Genomic DNA, 19,967 nt, shown 5'->3' with positions numbered 1-19,967 from the left:
ACAGCGCTTCACTGTGCAACTGTATCTACTGTTCTGGACAACAGAGGAGGATCATTGGCATCAGTTAAATCACTACCTAATCCCGCCATAAGCGGAAGGATGAAGCATCATGGAACGTACCCTCAGTTCCGGTCTGGTTTTCGAAAACAACGCCCAGCAGTCCAAGGCTTCCATGCCACTGCGTGCCGTCTCTACTCTGCTGCTGTGGCAGCGCCGCATGTCCAGCCGCCGTCAATTGGCCCGTCTGGATGCCCGCCTGCTGGCCGACGCCGGTATCAGCGAGTCGCAGCGTTACGAAGAGCTGAGCAAGCCTTTCTGGCGCTAAGGGCTGGCTCGCCGGCTCTCGCTGGCGCCTGAATTTCCGAACCCGCTGCAGAGTACTGCAGCGGGTTTTTTGTGCGCGGGCCAAAAAGGCATGCAGCCTGGAAACCAATACAGTTTACCAAAATATTAAAAGAACCATTACAGTTAGACTGTAAGTCCGTTGATAACATCCTGAAATAACATCGCGTGATACGCTTCGCTAGACAGTCTGGTAGAACCACCTGTCGATACGTGCCGCGACGAGCTGTGCAAGCGTCCGATTACGCAGAACCTGTTTCGACCCTACCCAGGAGTTCACGATCATGTCCCGTAAATACCTGTTTGGCGCCGCACTCATGCTTGGCTTGTCCGGGGCCGTCCACGCCAGCAGCTTCGTGGTCACCACCGACACCGTGGTGCGGGGTGTCGCCGCTTCCACCGATGCCACCTCCGACCTGACCTCGTCGCTGCGTGATGACAAGATCGTCCAGGCCGCACGCGATGACGCTGCCAGTTTCGTCGGCACTCAAGGTGCAATCCGTGGCGCCCGGCTCGAAAGCGCGCTAGTCCACATTCGCTCGACCATGCCGGCCTTGCAGGCCAGCGACGCCCAATTGGCGCAAGCGATCCTGGCAATCTGATCCCCGCCTGTGTGACAGGTGCGATGGCCTCGGCCTGCGCACCTGCAGCTCTTGACCTTCATCTTGCCAAGCCGTCCATAAAGCTTATGCGTTACCTATTGCCCTTGCTGTTCAGTGCCCCATTCATAGTCAGCGCCCATGCCATGGATGCCACCACTCAGGGTCTGGTCATCAGTGGTTATGTCACCAGTCAGGTGACCACCGCACCCTTCGACCGCAAGCTGGTCAGCCAGGCCCGCGACGATGCCGCGTTGTTCGTCGCCAGCGATGGGCAGGTGCGCGGCGCACGCCTCGAGGCAGCATTCGATTCCCTGCGCCATAGCCTGGCTCAACGTTCGGTGGCAGACCTTGAACTGGCGCAGGCAATTCTCGTCCAATAGTCAAACCTGACGTCCTGTATACATTCGGAGATGCTCCATGCGTAAACCGCTGATTGCCGCTTCCCTCGGCATGCTGCTACTGGCCGACCTGGCCCATGCTCAGACCCTGGTGGCCACCAGCAACATCATCGTGCGCGCTTTCGGCCGTTCGATCGACTTCACGTCCGACACCACCACCTCGATCCGTGATTCGAAAGTCGTGCGTGAAGCCCATGACGACGCTGCCAGTTTCGTTGCCAGCAATGGCGACATTCGTGGCGCCCAGCTCGAAGCTGCATTCACTACCCTGCGCGAGCGCGTGCCGCAAGCACGCGATGCCAGTGATCAGGTTCTGGCCGAAGCCATTCTCGCACTGTGAAGCGCGTGCGTGCCTGGCTGCTTGGCTGCACCCTGACGCTGCTGGGCGCGCCCGCACTGGCCGGCCTGCAGCTTGATCTGCAGGCCGCTGGTCTCGATCGGCAACAAATCCAGGCCAGCCAGGCCCTGCTCGATGAAGCGATGGCCAAGTTACCGCCGCGCTTCAAACAGCAGCTGGATCGCCGAGTCCAGGTCAGCTGGAGCGAAGACATGCCAGCCGATGCCTATGGCCAGGCGTCACTGGTTTCTACCCTGCAACTGAACCGCCGCTTGCTACCCGGCTTGAGCGACGGCAGTGCTGCCACCGAGCGCACTGGTCGGGCCCACGGCACGGTGCGCGAAGAGTTGCTGGCCACCGTGCTGCACGAACTCACCCATATTTATGATCGCGCGCGCCTGTGGCCCAGCGCCGAACGCTCGCTGATCGCCCGCTGCAAGCGCCAGCAAGACACCCTGGGGCGAGTCGGCCAGCTGCAAGCCTGTCGCGGCCAAGGCGAGCGTCGCTTCACCCTCAGCGATGATCCGCGCCTGCTCGACCTGGCCGGCTGGCCGCAATATGTCGGGCGGCGCGGCGAGCGCGAGCAACACAATGCCCAGTTCATGCGCAGCCCCGACAGCTATGAGCTGAGCAGCCCCAAGGAATACCTTGCGGTCAACATGGAGTATTTCCTTCTCGACCCAAGCTACGGTTGCCGGCGCCCGGCACTCAACCAGTACCTGCGTGAGCACTTCGCCTGGGCGCCGCAGCAGGACACCTGCGCCAAAGGCTTGCCGTTCATCAACGCCGGCAACGACTTTGCCCGCCAGCCCCTGGCCGAAGTCGACCCTGAGCGCGTCTATCAAGTCGACTTCCTGCTCGCCGAAGCCAATCAGAACCTGGTCAGCCGCTGGGGCCACAGCATGCTGCGCCTGGTCATCTGCAAGCCAGGGCGCCCGCGTGGGCCAGACTGCCGCCTGGACCTGGACCAGAGCCTGGTGCTGTCGTATCGCGCGTTCGTCAACGATGTTCAGCTGTCGAGCTGGGACGGCTTGGTCGGGGTCTATCCCTCGCGGCTGTTCGTGCTGCCGCTCGGCCAGGTGATCGACGAATACACCAAGACCGAACTGCGCAGCCTGGCCTCGGTGCCGCTCAAGCTCAACCGCGAGGAAATCGAAAACCTGGTGCGCCAGGCCGCCGAAATGCACTGGAGCTACGACGGCAACTACTGGTTCCTGTCCAACAATTGTGCGGTCGAGTCGTTGAAGTTGCTGCGCAGCGGTACGGCCAACCCAGACCTCAACGACCTCGATAGCATCATGCCCAATGGGCTGCTGGCAGTGCTCAAGGGCAGGGGACTGGCCGATACCAGCGTCCTGGACGATCCGCGCGAGGCCTTGCGCCTGGGTTATCGCTTCGACTCTTACCGCGACCGTTATCAGGTCATGTTCGACGTCCTCAGGAAGCAGCTGCCGATCAAGCAGACTGAGGTCGAAGACTGGCTGTCGCTGGGTGCCGAACAGCGACAGCCGTGGTTCGCCAGGGCTGATCTGCGCACCAGCGCAGCGCTGCTGTTGCTTGAGCAAGCCAGCCTGCGCCGGCAGTTGCTGTTGGCCCAGGACGAGGTCAAGCAACGCTACCTGAACGCCGCAGCGCTCAAGGATGCCAGCCTCAACAAGGCCGATGCGGCGCTCAAGCAGATGCTTGCCAACAGTGGCTTCCTCAGTCGCCCCGCCGAATTGCTCGACACCCAGGGCTATGGCCTGCCGCAGCCCGAGGAGCGTCAGCACCTGGAGCAAGTCAGCGGCGAGCGGCAAGCACAGCTGTTGCGCTTGAGCACCAGTCTCGATCAGGAGGTGAGGGCGCTGCTTGAGCCTGCCCGAGCCAGGGAAATCAAGGCCGTGGAGGCCAACGTCAAGCAGATTGGCGAGCATCTGCGGGCGCTGCACAAGGCCGCAGGGGGGTTGCAGCTACCTTGATCGCGACCTGCGCAGGCCTGTAGCACTGGCACCTAGCAGTGTTCGTGCGGCTCGCCGGGCAAGGTTTCGTCAAGGTGTAACCAGGGCAAGCGGCTGGTCGTCCAGATATGCCGCTTGGCCGGCACTCGCTCGGGGTGATCCAGTGTCGCCACGGTGACATCGATGCTGCTAGGGCTGTGTTCAGTCACCAGCGCCAGGTGTGCACCGCACTCGCCACAGAAGTACCGTTTGCAGCTGGCAGGGGCTACATAGCACTGCGGCCTTCCGGCCAGCCAACGGAAACGTGCGCGTGGCACGGTCACCCATGTCACCACCAGGCCACCGCTGACGCGTCGACAGATCGAACAGTGGCAATGGGCGACATCCGCCAGTTCGCCCTCAAGCCGATAACGTAAGGCGCCGCAGTGGCAACCCCCCTCGCTTACATTCTCCATCATCTACCTCCCGTCGTTGTTTTGCTGGCGAAAGCTGGCTGAAAGCTTGTCCCCCTAGGATAGCCCCCACTACCGGCACAAGACCGGTCAGCCAGGACAGCGGATGCTTTCGCGCCTGGCCCATCAACAACAACAATGGTGATTCCGATGTCTTCCTGCGCCCGCCCTAGCCGCATTCCCTCCTGCATGCTCCCGTTACAGCGCCCACTGCGCTGATCCGCCCGAATAGCCCTTTTCGCCGCGCCACGCCTGGAGTACTGCCATGCTGACCTTCCTCGGCTTTGCCATGGTCATCACCTTCATGTACCTGATCATGACCAAGCGCCTGTCGGCCTTGATCGCTTTGATCCTGGTACCGATCCTGTTCGCCCTGTTCGGCGGTTTTTCGGCCAAGATCGGCCCCATGATGCTCGAAGGCATCAGCAAGCTGGCCCCCACCGGGGTCATGCTGATGTTCGCTATCCTGTATTTCGCCCTGATGATCGACTCCGGTCTGTTCGACCCGGCTGTGCGCAAGATCCTCAAGCTGGTCAAAGGCGATCCGTTGAAAGTCTCGGTCGGTACCGCGGTGCTGGCCCTGGTGGTTTCGCTCGACGGTGACGGTGCCACCACCTACATGATCTGCTGCGCCGCCATGCTGCCGATGTACAGTCGCCTGGGCATGAGCCCGCGGATCATGGCCGGCTTGATCATCCTGGCCGGTGGGGTGATGAACATGACGCCATGGGGAGGCCCTACAGCCCGCGCTGCCAGCGCGTTGCACGTCGACCCCTCGGATATCTTCGTGCCGATGATCCCGGCCATGGCCTTCGGTGTGATCGCGATCCTGGCCATTGCTTATATGTACGGCAAGCGCGAACGCGCTCGCCTGGGTGAGCTGCACCTGCCCACCGACGACATCGACCACAGCGAGATCAGCGTGTCGCAGTTCCCTGAGGCACGCCGCCCGAAACTGATCTATTTCAACGCAGCGCTGACCGCAGGCCTGATGGTCGCGTTGATCGCCGGGGTACTGCCGTTGCCGGTGCTGTTCATGATCGCCTTCAGCATCGCCATGATCGTCAATTACCCGTGCTTGCAACAGCAGAAGGACCGCATCGCCGCCCATGCCGGCAGCGTACTGGCGGTGACCGGGTTGATTTTCGCCGCTGGCATCTTCACCGGCATTCTTTCCGGCACCGGCATGGTCGATGCCATGTCCAAGAGCCTGCTGGCCGTCATCCCCGATGCACTGGGCCCGTACCTTGCGGTCATCACCGCGATCGTGAGCATGCCGTTCACCTTCTTCATGTCCAACGACGCCTTCTACTACGGCGTGCTGCCGGTGCTGTCGGAAGCGGCCAGTCACTACGGCATCACCCCCGTGGAAATGGCGCGCGCATCGATCGTCGGCCAACCGGTTCACCTGCTCAGCCCTCTGGTGCCCTCGACCTATCTGCTGGTAGCCCTGGCTGGCATCGAATTCGGTGACCACCAGCGCTTCACGCTCAAGTGGGCAGTGCTGGTGTGCCTGTGCATAATGCTGGCCGCGCTGCTGATGGGCATTTTCCCACTGTTCAGTAGTCTCTAATTAACACGCATCACCCTTACGTTCGAAGGAATACACATGGAATGGCTGACCAGCCCAGAAATCTGGGTCGCCTTTTTCACGCTCACGGCGCTCGAGATCGTGCTCGGGATCGACAACATCATCATGATCTCGATCCTGGTCAGCCGCATGCCCAAGCACATGCAGCCGCGCACCCGGATCTTCGGCCTGGCGCTGGCCATGGTCACGCGCATCATGCTGCTGCTGTCGATCACCTGGGTCATGCGCCTGACCGCCGACCTGTTCGTGGTGCTGGGCCAGGGTATATCAGGGCGTGACCTGATTCTGTTCTGCGGTGGCTTGTTCCTGCTGTGGAAAAGCTCGCAGGAGATCTATCACGGCCTGGAGGGCGAAGAGGAGAGCAGCGACGAACCGAAAGGCGCTGGCGGCAAGTTCTTTTACACCATCATTCAGATCGCGATCATCGATATCGTGTTTTCCCTGGACTCGGTGATCACTGCGGTGGGCATGGTGTCCCATGTGCCGGTGATGATCGCGGCAATCGTCGTGGCCGTGCTGGTGATGATGCTGTGCGCCGGGGCCATCAGCGACTTCATCGACAAGCACCCATCGCTGAAGATGCTCGCACTGTCGTTCCTGATCGTCGTGGGTACCGTGCTGATCGCCGAATCGTTCGATGTGCACGTGCCCAAGGGCTACGTGTACTTCGCGATGGCGTTCTCGCTGGCAGTCGAGGCCATCAACATCCGCATGCGTACCGCCATGGCTCGCAAGAAGGGCCAGGAGCACGAGCCGGTCAAGCTGCGCAAGGACATCCCCGGGCAGTAACACCGCCCAGCACTCGACTAAAGGCCCTGCGGGGCCTTTTTTCGTGGGTCAATCGATGCGACCCAGCTTCATGACAGAAATATTTCAAATCTTTGCCGAGCATGCCAAGCTGGCGCGAGGTCCGCAAAACAACTAAAGCTTGAGTAAGCACTGGAATAAAATTACCCACCCCCGGGCCAGGCTTACGGCTTCATTCCTGTAGGCGCCGCCTTGGCGCTCGTCAATCAAGGGGGGTTCGACCATGCTGACCCTGCTCAACCTGCTTTCTGCCGTGGCCTTGCTGGTCTGGGGCACGCACATCGTCCGCACCGGCATCCTGAGGGTGTTCGGCTCCAACCTGCGCCGCGTGCTAGGGCAGAACATGGACCGTCGACCGCTGGCCTTCATTGCCGGCATCGTCGTCACCGCTGTGGTGCAAAGCAGCAACGCCACGGCGATGCTGGTGACCTCGTTCGTCGGGCAAGGCTTGATGGCCATGACGCCGGCCTTGGCCATCATGCTCGGCGCCGATGTCGGTACCGCCCTGATGGCGCGGGTGTTGACCCTGGACCTTTCGTGGCTGTCGCCGCTGCTGGTATTCCTTGGGGTGATCTTCTTCCTGTCGCGCAAGCAGACCCGCGCTGGCCAACTCGGGCGCGTGGCGATCGGCCTGGGCCTGATCATCCTGGCCCTGGAGCTGATCGTGCAGGCGGCGACGCCGATCACTCATGCCCAGGGGGTGAAGGTGCTGTTTGCCTCGCTGACCGGGGACATCCTGCTCGACGCCCTGGTCGGGGCATTGTTCGCCATGGTCTCGTATTCGAGCCTGGCGGCGGTGCTGCTGACCGCCACCCTGGCCGGAGCCGAAGTGATCAGTCTGCCGGTCGCCATTGGCCTTGTGGTCGGCGCCAACATCGGCAGTGGCTTGCTGGCCTTCATCAGCACCAGCATGCAGAACGCTGCGGGGCGTCGCGTGGCACTGGGCAGTTTGCTGTACAAGCTGATCGGCCTGTTGTTGATCATTCCAGCGTTACACCCGCTGGTGGACTGGATGGACAGCTTGAGTTTCAGTCCGCAGGAGTTGGTGATCGGTTTTCACCTGCTCTACAACACCTTGCGCTGCCTGATCATGCTGCCGACGGTCAAACCCATGGCACGCCTGTGCAACGCGTTACTGCCCGAGCGCGAGCACAACAATGGCCAGATCAAGGCGCGTCATCTCGACCCGTCGGCACTGGCCACGCCGAGCCTGGCACTGGCCAATGCCGCCCGGGAAACCTTGCGCCTGGGCGATATCGTCGACAGCCTGCTCGAAGCCATGCTCGGCGCGCTGCGCGGCACGCAGACGGCCATGCCGCAGCAGGTCCGCGCCCTCGGCGAGGATGCCGATGCGTTGTACAGCGCCATCAAACTGTACCTGGCGCAGATGCCACGCGAAGACCTCAGTGATCAGGACAACCGACGCTGGGCAGAAATCATCGAACTGGCGATCAACCTGAAGCTGGCCTGCGACCTGATCGAGCGCATGCTGCGCAAGGTCCAGCAGCAGAAAACCAGCCAACGCCGGGAGTTTTCCCAGGTCGGGCTGGAGGAGCTGACCGGGTTGCAGGAGCAGCTGTCGGCGAACCTGCGTCTGGGCCTGTCGGTGTTCCTCAGTGCCGACCCGGAAAGCGCTCGCCTGCTGCTGCGCGAAAAGCGCCGTTTCCGCGCCTTGGAGCGACGCCTGGCGCACGCCCACGTGAGCCGCTTGCAGCGCAAGGTGGTGCAGAGCATCGAGACCAGCTCCCTGCACCTGGAACTGATCGCAGACATGAAGCGGTTGAACTCTTTGTTCTGCAGCAGTGCCTATGTGGTACTGGGTGGCTCGGACACCGGCGGGCTGTTGCTCGACAGCGTGCCGGACGACGCGCGCCTGTCCTGACCTCGCACCTGGAGACTTTCGCTCGCCCATGCGTTGCCTGATGTTCGTTTGCCTGCTGCTGTGCAGCCTTCCCTCCATTGCCCTGGATCGCTCGCGGGTCGAAGGTTACCTGTTGCCCAACGGCCTGCAGGTCATCCTCAAATCCGGCTACGAACGCGATCATGTCTCCATTCGCCTGGTGGTTGGGGTTGGCCTGGATGACTTTGGCTGCGAGCAGAAAGAACTCCCGCACTTGCTCGAACACTTGCTGTTCACCGGAATCGACGATACCGGCGAAGGCGGGCTGGAAGAGCGCCTGCAAAGTTTGGGCGGGGAGTGGAATGCCTACACCAGCAGCGCCGACACCACGTTCGTCATCGAGGCGCCGGCGCGCAACCAGCGCAAGGTCCTCGACCTGCTGCTGGCGATCATCCGCGACACCCGTATCGACGCCAAGGCCCTGACCACCGCCAAGCGCATCATCGAGCGTGAGGATGGCGGTCACTACGGTCACTTGCAGCGTTGGCTGGACCGCCAGGATATCGGTCATCCAGCCAGCGATCAGTTGGCCACCGAACTGGGGCTCAAGTGCGCCGAACGCTCCGACGTCGGCGATATGACCCTGGAACAGGTGCAGGCCCTGCGCGAGCGCTGGTATGCGGCCAACAACATGACATTGATCGTGGTCGGCGGACTCGACCGCCTGCTGCCGGCCTATCTGGAGCGCACCTTCGGCGAGCTGCCGGCTACCGAGCCTGAGGAGCGGCGCAATCTCGACAGCATCAGCCAGCAGGCCGAGCAGCGCCGCGACTTGACCCGGGGAGTACTGGGCGACAGCGTCAAGCTGCACTGGTTGTTCATCGAGCCAGTGTTGGACAACGACCATCAGCAGACCCTCGACCTGCTGTCGCGCTACCTGGAATGGGCATTGTACGACCAGCTGCGTCTGCGCCACGGTCTGTCCTACGGCCCCTCGGTGCAACGAGAAAGCTTCGGCGACAGCGGCATGATCAGCCTCAACGCTGACCTGGAACGCGACGATGTCGATGCGGCGGTCAACGTCATGGAGCAGCTGTTCGACCACCTGCGCGAACACGGCCTGGACCCCGACACCTTCGCCCGGATCAAGGACGCCGCGATTGCCAAGGAAAGCTGGAGCACCCAAGGCAACAGCGCACTGGCCGATTATTACTGGGGGGCGCTCAACGACTACGACAACGGGCGCTTCACCGACCCTGCACGCAAGCTGCGCAAGGTCACGCTGGAGCAGGCCAACGAGGCGCTCAAGGACCTGCTCAAGGACCAAGGCTACCTGCGGATCGAAAAACCGTTTCTTGGCTACGACGAGCTGTACGGGCTGCTGGCCGTGTTGCTGGGGCTGATCCTGGCCCTCGGACTGCTGCGCTGGCGTCGGCACAAGCCCGAACGGCCTAGCGGTGCTACACGGCAACAGTGATTCAACGGTATCCTTCGCCTGTGCCGGCCCGTCGCAGGTGAACCCGCTTCCACGGCAATGCCGGGAGGGGCGGGTGCAATTGCGGCGGACCGGTACAGCCATTCCAACCTGCGCCTGATACCCATGCCCCCATTATCCCAGATCGTCCAGCGCGTCATCGAATTGCTCAAACGCTACCCAGGCGTCATCGCGCTCGGGGGTTTTCTCTCTGGGATCGGCAGTTTCATCCTGGTCGACCGCCAGGCCGGCCTGGCCAGTTGGATCGCCATCTTATTGCTGGTCAGCTGGGTCTGGCTGATGCTGGAAAACACCCTCACTCGCCTGTTCACCCGCACCTTCAAACGCGAGATACCCCAACCGCTGCTGCGCTATGCGACGCAGATGATCCACCAGGAAAGCCTGTTCTTCGTCCTGCCCTTCTTTTTCATCACCACCACCTGGAACAGCGGGCAGCTGGTGTTCACCGGCCTGCTCGGCGCTGCCGGGCTGATCTCCATCGTCGACCCGCTGTACTACCGCTGGCTGGCACCACGGCGCTGGCTGTTTCTCGCCCTGCATACCCTGACGCTGTTCGCGGCGCTGCTCACCGCACTGCCGATCATCCTGCACCTGACCACCGCACAGAGCTTCAAGCTGGCGTTGATCATCGCCATGGCGCTGTCGTTCCCCAGCTTGATCAGCAGCTTCCCGATCAACGGCTGGCGTCGCGGCATGGCGATGGTCATGCTGACCTTGGCGGTCGGTGCCGGTGGCTGGCTGCTGCGTTCGTGGGTGCCGCCGGCCACGCTATGGATGACCGATGTGGCGGTCAGTACCGAAGTGATCGACCGCCAACCCGGCGATTCGCTCAAGGAGGTGCCCGCCAGCCGCATTCGCAGCGGCGGGTTGTACGCGTACACCGCGATCAATGCACCGCGCGGGCTGGATGAGCGGATCTACCACGTGTGGCAGAAGGACGGCCAGGAAGTCGACCGCATTGCCCTGGATATTCACGGCGGGCGCAAAGAAGGCTACCGCGCCTGGACCCACAAACAGAACTTCCCGCCCAACCCGGTGGGCAAGTGGCAGGTCCGGGTACTGACCGAAGACGGCCAGGTGATCGGCGTGCTGCGCTTCAAGGTGGTCGGCGACAAGCCTGCCCAGTAGCCGCGGCAAGACAGCACATATTCACCAAACCGCTGCATGCCCGCTGCGCTATGATCAGCGTCTGAGCAAGAGGATGCATGGAGCCTATGACCACCCCCAGCGCCACCCTGGACACCCGCTGCCAGCCTGCGTGCCTGCGCATTGCCGGGGACTGGACCTTGGCTCACTACAGCAGCCTCAAGCGCGACAGCGAGCAACTGCGCTCGCGCTGCGATGGCGACACGGTCGCCGATCTCAGTCAATTGGGTCGCCTGGACACTGCCGGTGCCTCGCTACTGGCCGAGCTGCTCGGCGCCGAACGTCTGTCGCAGTGCACCGACGAGCTGCCCGAAGCCAACCGCGCCTTGCTCTGCACGGTCTATCAGTCTGTGCAGGACTACTGCATTCCACTCAAGGCGCCGGAGCGTAACGTCCTGCTGGTGCTGCTCGAGCGTATCGGCTGCGCTGTCGGCACACTGTGGCAGGACACCCTCCAGCTGCTCGGCTTCATCGGGCTGATCATCCAGACCTTGCTCACACGCCTGTTGCAGCCGCAGCGCTGGCGCGTCACGCCGGTGGTTTCGCACATCGAGCAGACCGGCCTGGACGCCGCACCGATCGTTGCCTTGCTGACCTTCCTGGTCGGCGCAGTGGTGGCTTTTCTCGGCGCCACGGTGCTGGCGGACTTTGGCGCCACGGTGTTCACCGTCGATCTGGTCGCGTTTTCCTTTTTGCGCGAGTTCGCGGTGCTATTGACCGCCATTCTGATGGCCGGGCGCACCGCCAGCGCCTTCACCGCGCAACTCGGGTCGATGAAGGCCAACGAAGAAATCGACGCCATTCGCACCCTCGGCCTGAACCCGATCGAGTTGCTGGTCGTGCCACGGGTACTGGCGCTGCTGATCTCGCTGCCATTGCTGACTTTTCTGGCGATGATCTGCGGCATCGTCGGCGGCGCTGTGGTCTGTGCGTTATCACTGGACATTTCGCCGGCCATGTTCCTGTCGCTGCTGCACAGCGATATCGGTGTGCAGCATTTTCTGGTGGGTCTGGCCAAGGCACCGATCTTTGCCTTTCTGATTGCCGCCATCGGCTGCCTGGAAGGGTTCAAGGTCAGCGGCAGCGCCGAATCGGTCGGCGCCCACACTACCTCCAGCGTGGTGCAGTCGATTTTCGTGGTGATCGTGCTGGATGCCGTGGCGGCGCTGTTCTGCATGGAGATGGGCTGGTGAGCGGCCAGGAAGCTGTAATCCAGGCGCGGGGTCTGTGCAACCGCTTTGGCAGCCAGGTGGTGCATCTGGACCTCGATCTGGATGTGTATCGCGGCGAAATCCTGGCCGTGGTCGGCGGTTCAGGCAGTGGCAAGTCGGTGTTGCTGCGCAGCATCATTGGCTTACGACGCCCCAATGCTGGCCAGATCAACGTCTTTGGCCAAGACCTGGCCGGTTTGCGCGAACAACAGCGTTCGCTGGTCGAACGCCGCTTCGGCGTGTTGTTCCAGAAAGGCGCGCTGTTCTCGTCGCTGACCGTGACCGAAAATGTCGCGCTGCCGCTGATCGAGCATGCCGGCCTGTCGCGGGCCGATGCCGAGCACCTGGCGGGCGTCAAGCTGGCCCTGGCGGGGCTGCCGATCTCGGCGGCAGACAAATACCCCGCGTCGCTTTCCGGCGGCATGATCAAGCGTGCCGCGCTGGCCCGCGCCTTGGCCCTGGACCCGGACATCCTGTTTCTCGACGAGCCCACTGCCGGCCTGGATCCCATCGGCGCTGCGGCCTTCGATCAGCTCATCCTGACCCTGCGCGATGCGCTGGGGCTGAGCGTGTTCCTGATCACCCATGACCTGGATACCCTCTACACCATTACCGACCGCATCGCCGTGCTGTCCCAGAAGCGGGTGCTGGTCGCGGGCCCCCTGGCCGAGGTCGAGCAAACCGACGACCCATGGATTCACCAATACTTTCACGGCCCACGCGGGCGCGCCGCCGAACAGGCCGCCGCCAGCGCACGCCAGGAGCGCTGAACGATGGAAACTCGAGCTCATCATGTCCTGATCGGCCTGGTCACCGTGCTGGTGGTGGCGGGCGCCATGCTGTTCGGTCTGTGGCTAGCCAAGTCCAGCGTCGACGATGCCTTCAAGGACTACGAAGTGATCTTCAACGAAGCCGTTTCGGGCCTGTCGCGCGGCAGCCCGGTGCAGTACAACGGCATCAAGGTCGGCGATGTATCCACCTTGCGCCTGGACCCCAAGGATCCGCGCCGGGTCCTGGCCCGCGTGCGCCTGAGCGGTGACACCCCGGTCAAGGAAGACACCCAGGCCAAGCTGACCCTGGCCGGCGTCACCGGTAACTCGTTCATCCAGCTCAGCGGCGGTACGCCGCACAGCCCCGAGCTCACGGGCAAGGACGGCAAGCTGCCAGTGATCATCGCCTCGCCGTCACCTATTTCGCGCCTGCTCAATGACAGCAGCGACCTGGTCACCAACGTAAACCTGCTGCTGCACAACGCCAATCAGATGTTCTCGGACACCAACATCGAGCGCTTGAGCAACACCCTGGCCAATCTGGAGCAGACCACGGGCGTGTTCGCCAACCAGAAGGGCGGCATAGGCGAGGCGATCAACCAGCTGGCCGAGGCCGGCAAGCAAGCCAATGCCACGCTGGCCGATACCCAGGCGTTGATGCGCAACGCCAATGGCCTGATCGGCACGCAAGGCAAGCAGGTCATCGACAGTGCAGAACAGGCCATGCAGTCGTTGGCCCAGAGCGCCGCCACCCTCGATGAATTACTGCAGGACAATCGCCAGTCCATCGATGATGGCGCCCAGGGCCTCAACCAGCTGTCCCCGGCCATTCGCGAATTGCGCGAGACCCTCAACTCGCTGCGCGGCATTTCCCGACGCCTGGAGGCTGACCCGAGCGGCTATCTGCTTGGCCGCGACAACAACAAGGAGTTCCAGCCATGACCCCATCGCTGCGCTGGCTGGCCCTGGCGGGCAGCCTGGGCGTCGTCAGTGCCTGTTCGATCCTGCCGCAGAGCGAACCTGTGGATATCTACCGCCTGCCGGTCGAGCAGACGACCCGGTCCGCTACCCTGGTGCAGTGGTCGCTGCGTCTGAACAAGCCGCTGGCCAGCGAAACCCTGGCCGGGCCGCGCATCGCCGTGATACCGCAGGGCAACGTGCTCAGCAGCTACAAGGGCGCACGCTGGAGCGACCCGGTGCCGCTGCTGGTGCGCAACCGACTGCTCGATGGTTTTCAACGTGATGGGCGGGTGCAACGCCTGAGCGCCGATGACAGCAACCTGCAGGCCGACTATGAGTTGACCGGCGAGCTGCAGGGCTTTCAAAGCGAATACCAGCCTGACGGCAAGGTCGCCGTCGTCATCCGCTATGACGCACGCCTGGTGCAAGGCCGCAGCCAGCGCATCCTCGACAGCCAACGCTTCGAGGTGCGTCAGCCCTTGGCCGATACCCAGGTATCAGCGGTGGTGACAGGCTTTGGCGCGGCCGCCGATCGACTCAGCGCACAGGTCGTGGATTGGACCGTGGCGCATGGCAATCAGGCTCAGACTCAGGCGAAGAACCAATAACTCACGCAGATCGCTGCAATCACCCCGCACAGCTCGGCCAACAGCGCGCAACCGACAGCATGACGCACACGTTGGATGCCCACGGCACCGAAATACACGGCCAGCACGTAGAAGGTCGTTTCCGTGCTGCCTTGGATGGTGGCCGCGACCAGGGCAGGGAAGCTGTCGACCCCGTGGGTCTGCATGGTTTCGATCAACATGGCACGCGCCGCGCTGCCGGAGAACGGCTTGACCAGGGCGGTGGGCAGGCCTTCGACGAAGCGGGTATCCATGCCCAACCAGCTGACTGCGTGGCGAATGCCATCCAAGGCCAGTTCCAACGCACCGGATGCGCGCAGCACGCCGACCGCGACCAGCATCGCCACCAAATAAGGCAACAGGCTCTTGGCCACGTCGAAGCCTTCCTTGGCGCCTTCGACGAAGGCTTCGTAAACCTGTACCCGCCGCAAGGCCCCGATCACCAGGAACAGGATGATCACGCCAAACAGGGTGAGGTTGCCGAGAATCGACGACAGGCTGGCCAGCGCCGCGGCCGACAGGGTGCCGAGAAAGGCCATGAAGCCACCCAGCAGCAGCGCCCCTGGAATCAGATAGGCCAGCACCACCGGGTCCCATAGGCGCAAGCGTTGCATCACCGCTACCGACAACAGCCCGACCAGGGTCGACACACTGGTCGCCAGCAGGATCGGCAGGAATACCAATGTCGGATCAGGCGCGCCTTGCTGGGCGCGGTACATGAAGATGGTCACCGGCAACAGGGTCAACGACGAGGCATTGAGCACCAGGAACAGGATCTGCGCGTTGCTGGCGGTGGTGCTGCTGGGGTTGAGTTCCTGCAAGGCGCGCATGGCTTTCAGGCCGATCGGTGTGGCGGCGTTGTCCAGGCCCAGGCCATTGGCTGCGAAGTTCATGGTGATCAGGCCCAGCGCCGGATGTCCCGGCGGCACCTCGGGCATCAGCCGTGCAAACAGCGGTCCTAGCACTTTGGCCAGCCATTCGACGATCCCGGCCTTTTCGGCGATCTTGAGAAACCCCAGCCACAGCGTCAGCGTACCGAACAGCAGCACCATGACGTCGACCGACAACTTGGCCATGGCAAAGATGCTCTCGACCATCGCGGCAAAGATGCCTGCATTGCCGGCGAGTAACCATTGGGCCAGCGCAGACACGGCTGCCACCAGAAAAAAGCCGAGCCAAAGGCCGTTGAGCATCCGCGTGTTCCCCCTGAAAAATGCCCGAATGATAGCGTATCGATGCCCGGCGCAGCGCGGCTGCTGCGGCACGAACCCCTCAGACAACAAAAAGCCCCGACGAGTCGGGGCTTTTTTATGCAGCTAGGGGCTTAGCGTTTGGCCGCTTCACCGATCGCCGAAGCCTGGGGCTTTTCGGCGATCAGCGAAGCGTAGTACTGCTCGCCTTTGGCGGCGTCGTACATGCCTTCCCAGCGCGAAATCACCAGGGCGGCCAAGGCATTGCCGATCACGTTGAGGGCAGTGCGAGCCATATCCATGATGCGGTCGACGCCTGCGATGAAGGCCAGGCCTTCCAACGGAATGCCTACGCTGCCCAGGGTCGCCAGCAGCACCACGAAGGAGACGCCAGGTACACCGGCGATGCCCTTGGAGGTGACCATCAAGGTCAGCACCAGCAGCAGCTGCTGGCTCCAGGACAAATCGATGCCGTACAGCTGAGCGATGAAGATCGCGGCAATGCTCTGGTACAGGGTCGAGCCGTCGAGGTTGAACGAATAGCCGGTCGGCACCACGAACGAGCAGATCGACTTCGGCGCGCCGTACTTCTCCATCTTCTCGATCACACGTGGCAGCACGGTTTCGGAGCTGGAGGTCGAATACGCCAGGATCAGCTCATCCTTCATGATGCGCATGATCTTGATCACCGAGAAGCCGAACAGTCGAGCCACCAGGCCCAAGACCATGAAAGCGAAGAAGGCGATGGCGAAGTACACCAGCAGCACCAACTTGGCCAGCGGCAGCAGCGAACTGAAACCGAAGTTGGCGACAGTCACCGCAATCAGGGCGAACACACCGATCGGGGCGTAGTTCATGATCATGTGAGTGACCTTGAACATGGTTTCCGACACGGCCTGGAAGGTGCGCACCAACGGCTCGCGCAGGTCAGCCTGCAAGCTCGACAGACCGAGGCCGAACAGCACCGAGAAGAAGATGATCGGCAGCATCTCGCCGCGCATCAGCGCCGCGAAAATGTTCGATGGGATCAGGTTGAGCAAGGTTTCGATGAACGCATGCTCATGCTGCACCTCGGCCGCCGTGGCCTGGTATTTGGAAATGTCGACGGTGCCTAGGGTGCTCATGTCGATGCCGGCACCTGGATGGAAGAGGTTCGCGAGCACCAGGCCAACGACGATGGCGATGGTGGTCACCACCTCGAAATAAAGAATGGTCTTCAGGCCAATGCTGCCGAGTTTCTTCGCATCGCCAACTCCGGCAATACCCACGATCAGCGACGAAATCACGATCGGGACCACGATCATCTTGATCAGGCGAATGAAGATGTCACCGGCAGGCTGGAGCACATTGCTGATCCACCAGGCCTTTTCCGCACTGAAGTGGTTCAGTAGCGCGCCGACTGCGACACCCAGTACCAGACCGATGACGATCTGCCAGGCGAGGCTCAGTTTTGCCTTCTTCATGTCTTTACCCTTTGTTCTAGTGGTCACGGGTGCCGACCGGAAAAGCGCGTAACACAGCCGTTGGCAACGTCACGGGGAGCTTATGGCTTCCGTCCGGGTTCCTCGTGCAAGGACACCGCGAGCGAGCGGCAGAGCGCTCGGGCCAGCGAAAAGGCCGCAACTATTGCCACCGTAAAGGCTGAAATCTAATGCCGGAAACGCATAGCCCATGCCGGAACTGCATACCAATAACCGGCGTTTTTAGCCCTCCGTAAGTCATTGATTTATAACGTTCGGAATCCCGAACAGGGCCCTACCGCCAGATTTAGGCAATTTTAGAGGCGAACAGGGGAGCGTGATAGCGGCCTGTTCGACAATCCGAATGGCCGAAATGGCGTCTGATCCAGGAAGGGAGCGACCACAAAAAAAAGATGTGCGGTCATCACAAAATGTGTCTTGAAGGGAAATTCTGGAAAGCGCGAGGGTAAAGCGAGTGTGGCGCCTCGGAAGTCAGGTCGGGTTCCGACGGTTGTCAGAAACCCCTGACCTGATGCTTCCGATTCTGCCTTTCCTGACCCGGCCCAATGCTGGAGGTACTCCCTGTACCCCTAGGCCACTCCGATCCTGTAGCAATCAGAACAGCCCGACCCCCTGGTCATGCGTCGCCTCTCCTCGAGGCAGCGCACGGATAGAAACGAAAACGATAAAGCGGTTCCGCTTCTATTTCGTGACAGTGCGCGACCACCGGTCAGTACCAGTTAGGATCACGCTTGAGTTGCTCCTGCAACAGTGCCTTCATGCCGTCGTCAGGCTTGCCCAACCAACGGTACTGGGCGTGACGCGTGGGCGACTTGTCCTTGGGCAAGCCTTCAGGCACCTCGACCAACATGCCGTAGGCATCGTCCTTGTCCCAGCTGAATGCAACGATCAGGCGCTTGTAGGTGCACTTGTCCGCGGATTCGCACAGCGGGCCTACCAGGTACTTGTCACCGTCCTCGGTCACAGCCGACATCTGCTGTTGGCCCGTGCCACTGAGGTTGATGACCCAATCAGGAAGACGCTCCTCGCCTTTGATCGTGTCTTGCCAGGTTTCGCGATATTCGGGGTCAGAGCCGAGCAACTGCTCGACCCGGACCTGGCCATCGTTGGCCGCCAGTGCCGCTGCGGAGCCGCCCAACATCAGCGCGGCCGCAGCGACAGCAGTCGCAAGCTTCCTGCCCATTGTCGTCAACCTCGACCACGACCGAAGAAGAAGGAGGCTACGAACAGGACCAGGAAGACAATGAACAGGATCTTCGCGATACCCGTAGCAGCGCCAGCGATACCACCGAAGCCCAGAACGGCAGCGACAATGGCGATGATGAGGAATGTGATAGCCCAACTCAGCATGATGCGTCTCCTTTCACTTTTTAAATGATCCAACAGGCGTTTTTCAGAACACCCAACGCTGCTGGGGTACTACGTTATCCACCGTGGCTGGCGAAACGTTCGCAGTAGGACGTTGCTCGACAGGTTCGGCGGCCTTGACCAGTGTGGTGGCACGCGACGCCTGCATTTGCGCAAGGAGCGCGGTCTGCGCTGCCACTTGATCGGCCAGCCGCGAGGTCTGCCAGCTGTAATAGAAAAGACCAGCGGCCAGGCTCAGCATTACCGCGATTCCGACGAACAACAGTTGACGCACTGGCAGTGCGGCATTCAGCGAGTGTTTGACGGTTGGGCGGTTCATGCCGGCTTCTCCTGCTGTAATTTTTCTATCGAACTTGAACAGGTAATTGCAGCCTGCATGCCAGACTTTTAAATCCTAAAAAATCCTTATAAATCAGTTACTTATGAAAACTGCCCGGGGTCATCAAGGGCGTATCCTGCACGATGACCCCTCCTGCGTCGTGCGAATTGCACGAATCAGCCTTCAACCTTGGTTGCTACCTTTAAAAGATCGGCATCGACACCACGCACCCCGGTAATCTGTTGGGCGACGGCCACCGCAATGGTTTTTTGCTCGTTACTGACCACCTCGCCGCTTAGCCGAACCATACCTTCCTGGCTCGCTACCTTGATGTTCAGCCCATCCAGGTTGCGGCTGAAGCGCAGGCTGGTCTGGATCTTGTCGATGATCCAACTGTCCTTGGGTTGCGGACCGACCGGCGCACCCACCGGGGTCTGGCGGGCCTTGGCCATCGCTGCGGTGTCCAGGCTCACCAGGTTGTTGACCAGGTACACGCCTTCGGTGGTGCGTGCCAGCACGCCGGCCTGCTCCTTGGCCTCGGCGCTGTCGACTTTGCCGCGCAGCGTCACCACACCCTCGCTGCTCTGCACCTCGATAGGCGCGTTTGCGGTGGTGCGGCTCCACAGCAGTCGGGCGCGAACGACCGCCGCCAGCGTCGCATCCTCAACGCGCTGGGCATACGCGCGCAGTTCAAGTGGGCGCTCGCTCAGCTCGGCGTTTACCTCTAGCTGGTTGTCGACCTGCTCGATACCGCGCGTAGCCAGCGCCACGTGCTCGGCCAGGTCACGCTCGATCTGGTTTTCCACCGCACCGCTCAACTGCGCACGGTGATCCTGGACCTGCACGGTGATGCGGAACGGGTTGAGCATTCGGTTGAGTGACAGTGCCGTCTGCACGGAGCCTTGCAGGCGGGCGTCCTGTACCGAATCGGCAAATGCAGGCGCGCAAATGGACAGCAGAGTGGTTGCCAATACGACCGATCGAGTGATGGCGGACACGGAGTACCTCCTTTCAATAGGCAAAAGCTGAAAATCCTCGCAACCAATGTGCCAGGCCGGTGCTCTAACCGAATCATCGAGATATCCGGCGTCGCGG

21 protein-coding genes are annotated in these 19,967 nt (G+C 61.9%); 14 read left to right on the top strand and 7 right to left on the bottom strand.

Translation table 11 applies throughout. From position 1 onward, the window contains the following. The first annotated feature begins 172 nt into the window (after positions 1-172). From FS665_RS06170 to FS665_RS06150, 5 genes are all read left to right on the top strand, one after another. A complete protein-coding gene (locus FS665_RS06170) occupies positions 173-325 on the top strand; it encodes a DUF1127 domain-containing protein (RefSeq protein ID WP_371921231.1) in 153 nt (50 codons plus the stop codon). 301 nt (positions 326-626) lie between these two features. Next, a complete protein-coding gene (locus FS665_RS06165) occupies positions 627-944 on the top strand; it encodes a DUF2388 domain-containing protein (protein ID WP_145184941.1) in 318 nt (105 codons plus the stop codon). A gap of 86 nt (positions 945-1,030) precedes the next feature. Continuing rightward, positions 1,031-1,324, top strand: a complete 294-nt coding sequence (locus tag FS665_RS06160) for a DUF2388 domain-containing protein (RefSeq protein ID WP_145184938.1) — start codon at positions 1,031-1,033, stop codon at positions 1,322-1,324. Positions 1,325-1,361: 37 nt separating this feature from the next. Continuing rightward, entirely contained in the window at positions 1,362-1,682 is a 321-nt protein-coding gene (locus FS665_RS06155; protein WP_145184934.1) for a DUF2388 domain-containing protein, read from the top strand. Further along, on the top strand, positions 1,679-3,637 hold the full coding sequence (locus FS665_RS06150; RefSeq protein ID WP_145184932.1) for a DUF4105 domain-containing protein: 1,959 nt from the start codon (positions 1,679-1,681) through the stop codon (positions 3,635-3,637). The genes FS665_RS06155 and FS665_RS06150 overlap by 4 nt, the downstream gene beginning before the upstream one ends. A 32-nt stretch (positions 3,638-3,669) precedes the next feature. On the opposite strand, the gene FS665_RS06145 is transcribed toward FS665_RS06150, so the two are convergent. Then, positions 3,670-4,071, bottom strand: coding sequence for a GFA family protein (locus FS665_RS06145; RefSeq protein ID WP_145185000.1), 402 nt, complete (start codon positions 4,069-4,071; stop codon positions 3,670-3,672). A gap of 262 nt (positions 4,072-4,333) precedes the next feature. On the opposite strand from FS665_RS06145, the gene FS665_RS06140 reads away from it, so the two are divergent. The 9 genes from FS665_RS06140 to FS665_RS06100 all read left to right on the top strand — a co-directional run bounded on the left by FS665_RS06140 (position 4,334) and on the right by FS665_RS06100 (position 14,496). Further along, positions 4,334-5,641 (top strand): CitMHS family transporter, encoded by a 1,308-nt coding sequence (locus FS665_RS06140; protein ID WP_145184929.1) that lies wholly within the window; start codon positions 4,334-4,336, stop codon positions 5,639-5,641. 36 nt (positions 5,642-5,677) lie between these two features. Continuing rightward, on the top strand, positions 5,678-6,448 hold the full coding sequence (locus FS665_RS06135; RefSeq protein WP_145184926.1) for a TerC family protein: 771 nt from the start codon (positions 5,678-5,680) through the stop codon (positions 6,446-6,448). 241 nt (positions 6,449-6,689) lie between these two features. After that, positions 6,690-8,348 (top strand): Na/Pi cotransporter family protein, encoded by a 1,659-nt coding sequence (locus FS665_RS06130; RefSeq protein ID WP_145184923.1) that lies wholly within the window; start codon positions 6,690-6,692, stop codon positions 8,346-8,348. A 28-nt stretch (positions 8,349-8,376) separates the two neighbouring features. Beyond that, on the top strand, positions 8,377-9,783 hold the full coding sequence (locus FS665_RS06125) for a pitrilysin family protein (RefSeq protein WP_145184920.1): 1,407 nt from the start codon (positions 8,377-8,379) through the stop codon (positions 9,781-9,783). 123 nt (positions 9,784-9,906) lie between these two features. After that, on the top strand, positions 9,907-10,929 hold the full coding sequence (locus FS665_RS06120) for a DUF5924 family protein (protein WP_145184917.1): 1,023 nt from the start codon (positions 9,907-9,909) through the stop codon (positions 10,927-10,929). 77 nt (positions 10,930-11,006) lie between these two features. After that, entirely contained in the window at positions 11,007-12,140 is a 1,134-nt protein-coding gene (locus tag FS665_RS06115; RefSeq protein ID WP_145184914.1) for an ABC transporter permease, read from the top strand. Further along, positions 12,137-12,928, top strand: coding sequence for an ABC transporter ATP-binding protein (locus tag FS665_RS06110; RefSeq protein WP_145184911.1), 792 nt, complete (start codon positions 12,137-12,139; stop codon positions 12,926-12,928). The genes FS665_RS06115 and FS665_RS06110 overlap by 4 nt, the downstream gene beginning before the upstream one ends. A gap of 3 nt (positions 12,929-12,931) precedes the next feature. Beyond that, the gene (locus FS665_RS06105; protein ID WP_145184908.1) at positions 12,932-13,870 is read left to right on the top strand and encodes an MlaD family protein; all 939 of its coding nucleotides are present in this window, start codon (positions 12,932-12,934) and stop codon (positions 13,868-13,870) included. Then, a complete protein-coding gene (locus tag FS665_RS06100) occupies positions 13,867-14,496 on the top strand; it encodes an ABC-type transport auxiliary lipoprotein family protein (RefSeq protein ID WP_145184905.1) in 630 nt (209 codons plus the stop codon). The genes FS665_RS06105 and FS665_RS06100 overlap by 4 nt, the downstream gene beginning before the upstream one ends. On the opposite strand, the gene FS665_RS06095 is transcribed toward FS665_RS06100, so the two are convergent. The 6 genes from FS665_RS06095 to FS665_RS06070 form a co-directional block, all read right to left on the bottom strand. Next, a complete protein-coding gene (locus FS665_RS06095; RefSeq protein ID WP_145184902.1) occupies positions 14,478-15,707 on the bottom strand; it encodes a nucleoside recognition domain-containing protein in 1,230 nt (409 codons plus the stop codon). The genes FS665_RS06100 and FS665_RS06095 overlap by 19 nt on opposite strands. Positions 15,708-15,838: 131 nt before the next feature. Beyond that, entirely contained in the window at positions 15,839-17,167 is a 1,329-nt protein-coding gene (gene gltP / locus FS665_RS06090; RefSeq protein WP_145184899.1) for a glutamate/aspartate:proton symporter GltP, read from the bottom strand. A gap of 727 nt (positions 17,168-17,894) precedes the next feature. Next, the gene (locus FS665_RS06085; protein ID WP_145184896.1) at positions 17,895-18,368 is read right to left on the bottom strand and encodes an inhibitor of vertebrate lysozyme family protein; all 474 of its coding nucleotides are present in this window, start codon (positions 18,366-18,368) and stop codon (positions 17,895-17,897) included. Positions 18,369-18,373: 5 nt separating this feature from the next. After that, positions 18,374-18,535, bottom strand: a complete 162-nt coding sequence (locus FS665_RS06080; protein ID WP_003252966.1) for a DUF1328 domain-containing protein — start codon at positions 18,533-18,535, stop codon at positions 18,374-18,376. Between the two features lie 43 nt (positions 18,536-18,578). Further along, positions 18,579-18,872: a hypothetical protein gene (locus FS665_RS06075; RefSeq protein WP_145184893.1), complete on the bottom strand. Its 294-nt coding sequence runs from the start codon at positions 18,870-18,872 to the stop codon at positions 18,579-18,581. A gap of 176 nt (positions 18,873-19,048) precedes the next feature. After that, positions 19,049-19,870 carry a BON domain-containing protein gene (locus FS665_RS06070; RefSeq protein WP_145184890.1) on the bottom strand — a complete coding sequence of 274 codons (822 nt, stop codon included), beginning with the start codon at positions 19,868-19,870 and terminating at the stop codon, positions 19,049-19,051. Positions 19,871-19,967 lie beyond the last annotated feature (97 nt).

Origin of the sequence: Pseudomonas sp. URMO17WK12:I11, from assembly GCF_007677725.1 — a bacterium.
Lineage (GTDB): Bacteria > Pseudomonadota > Gammaproteobacteria > Pseudomonadales > Pseudomonadaceae > Aquipseudomonas.
Note: the sequence above shows the minus strand (reverse complement) of the source record. Positions and strands in the feature narration are given on the sequence as shown.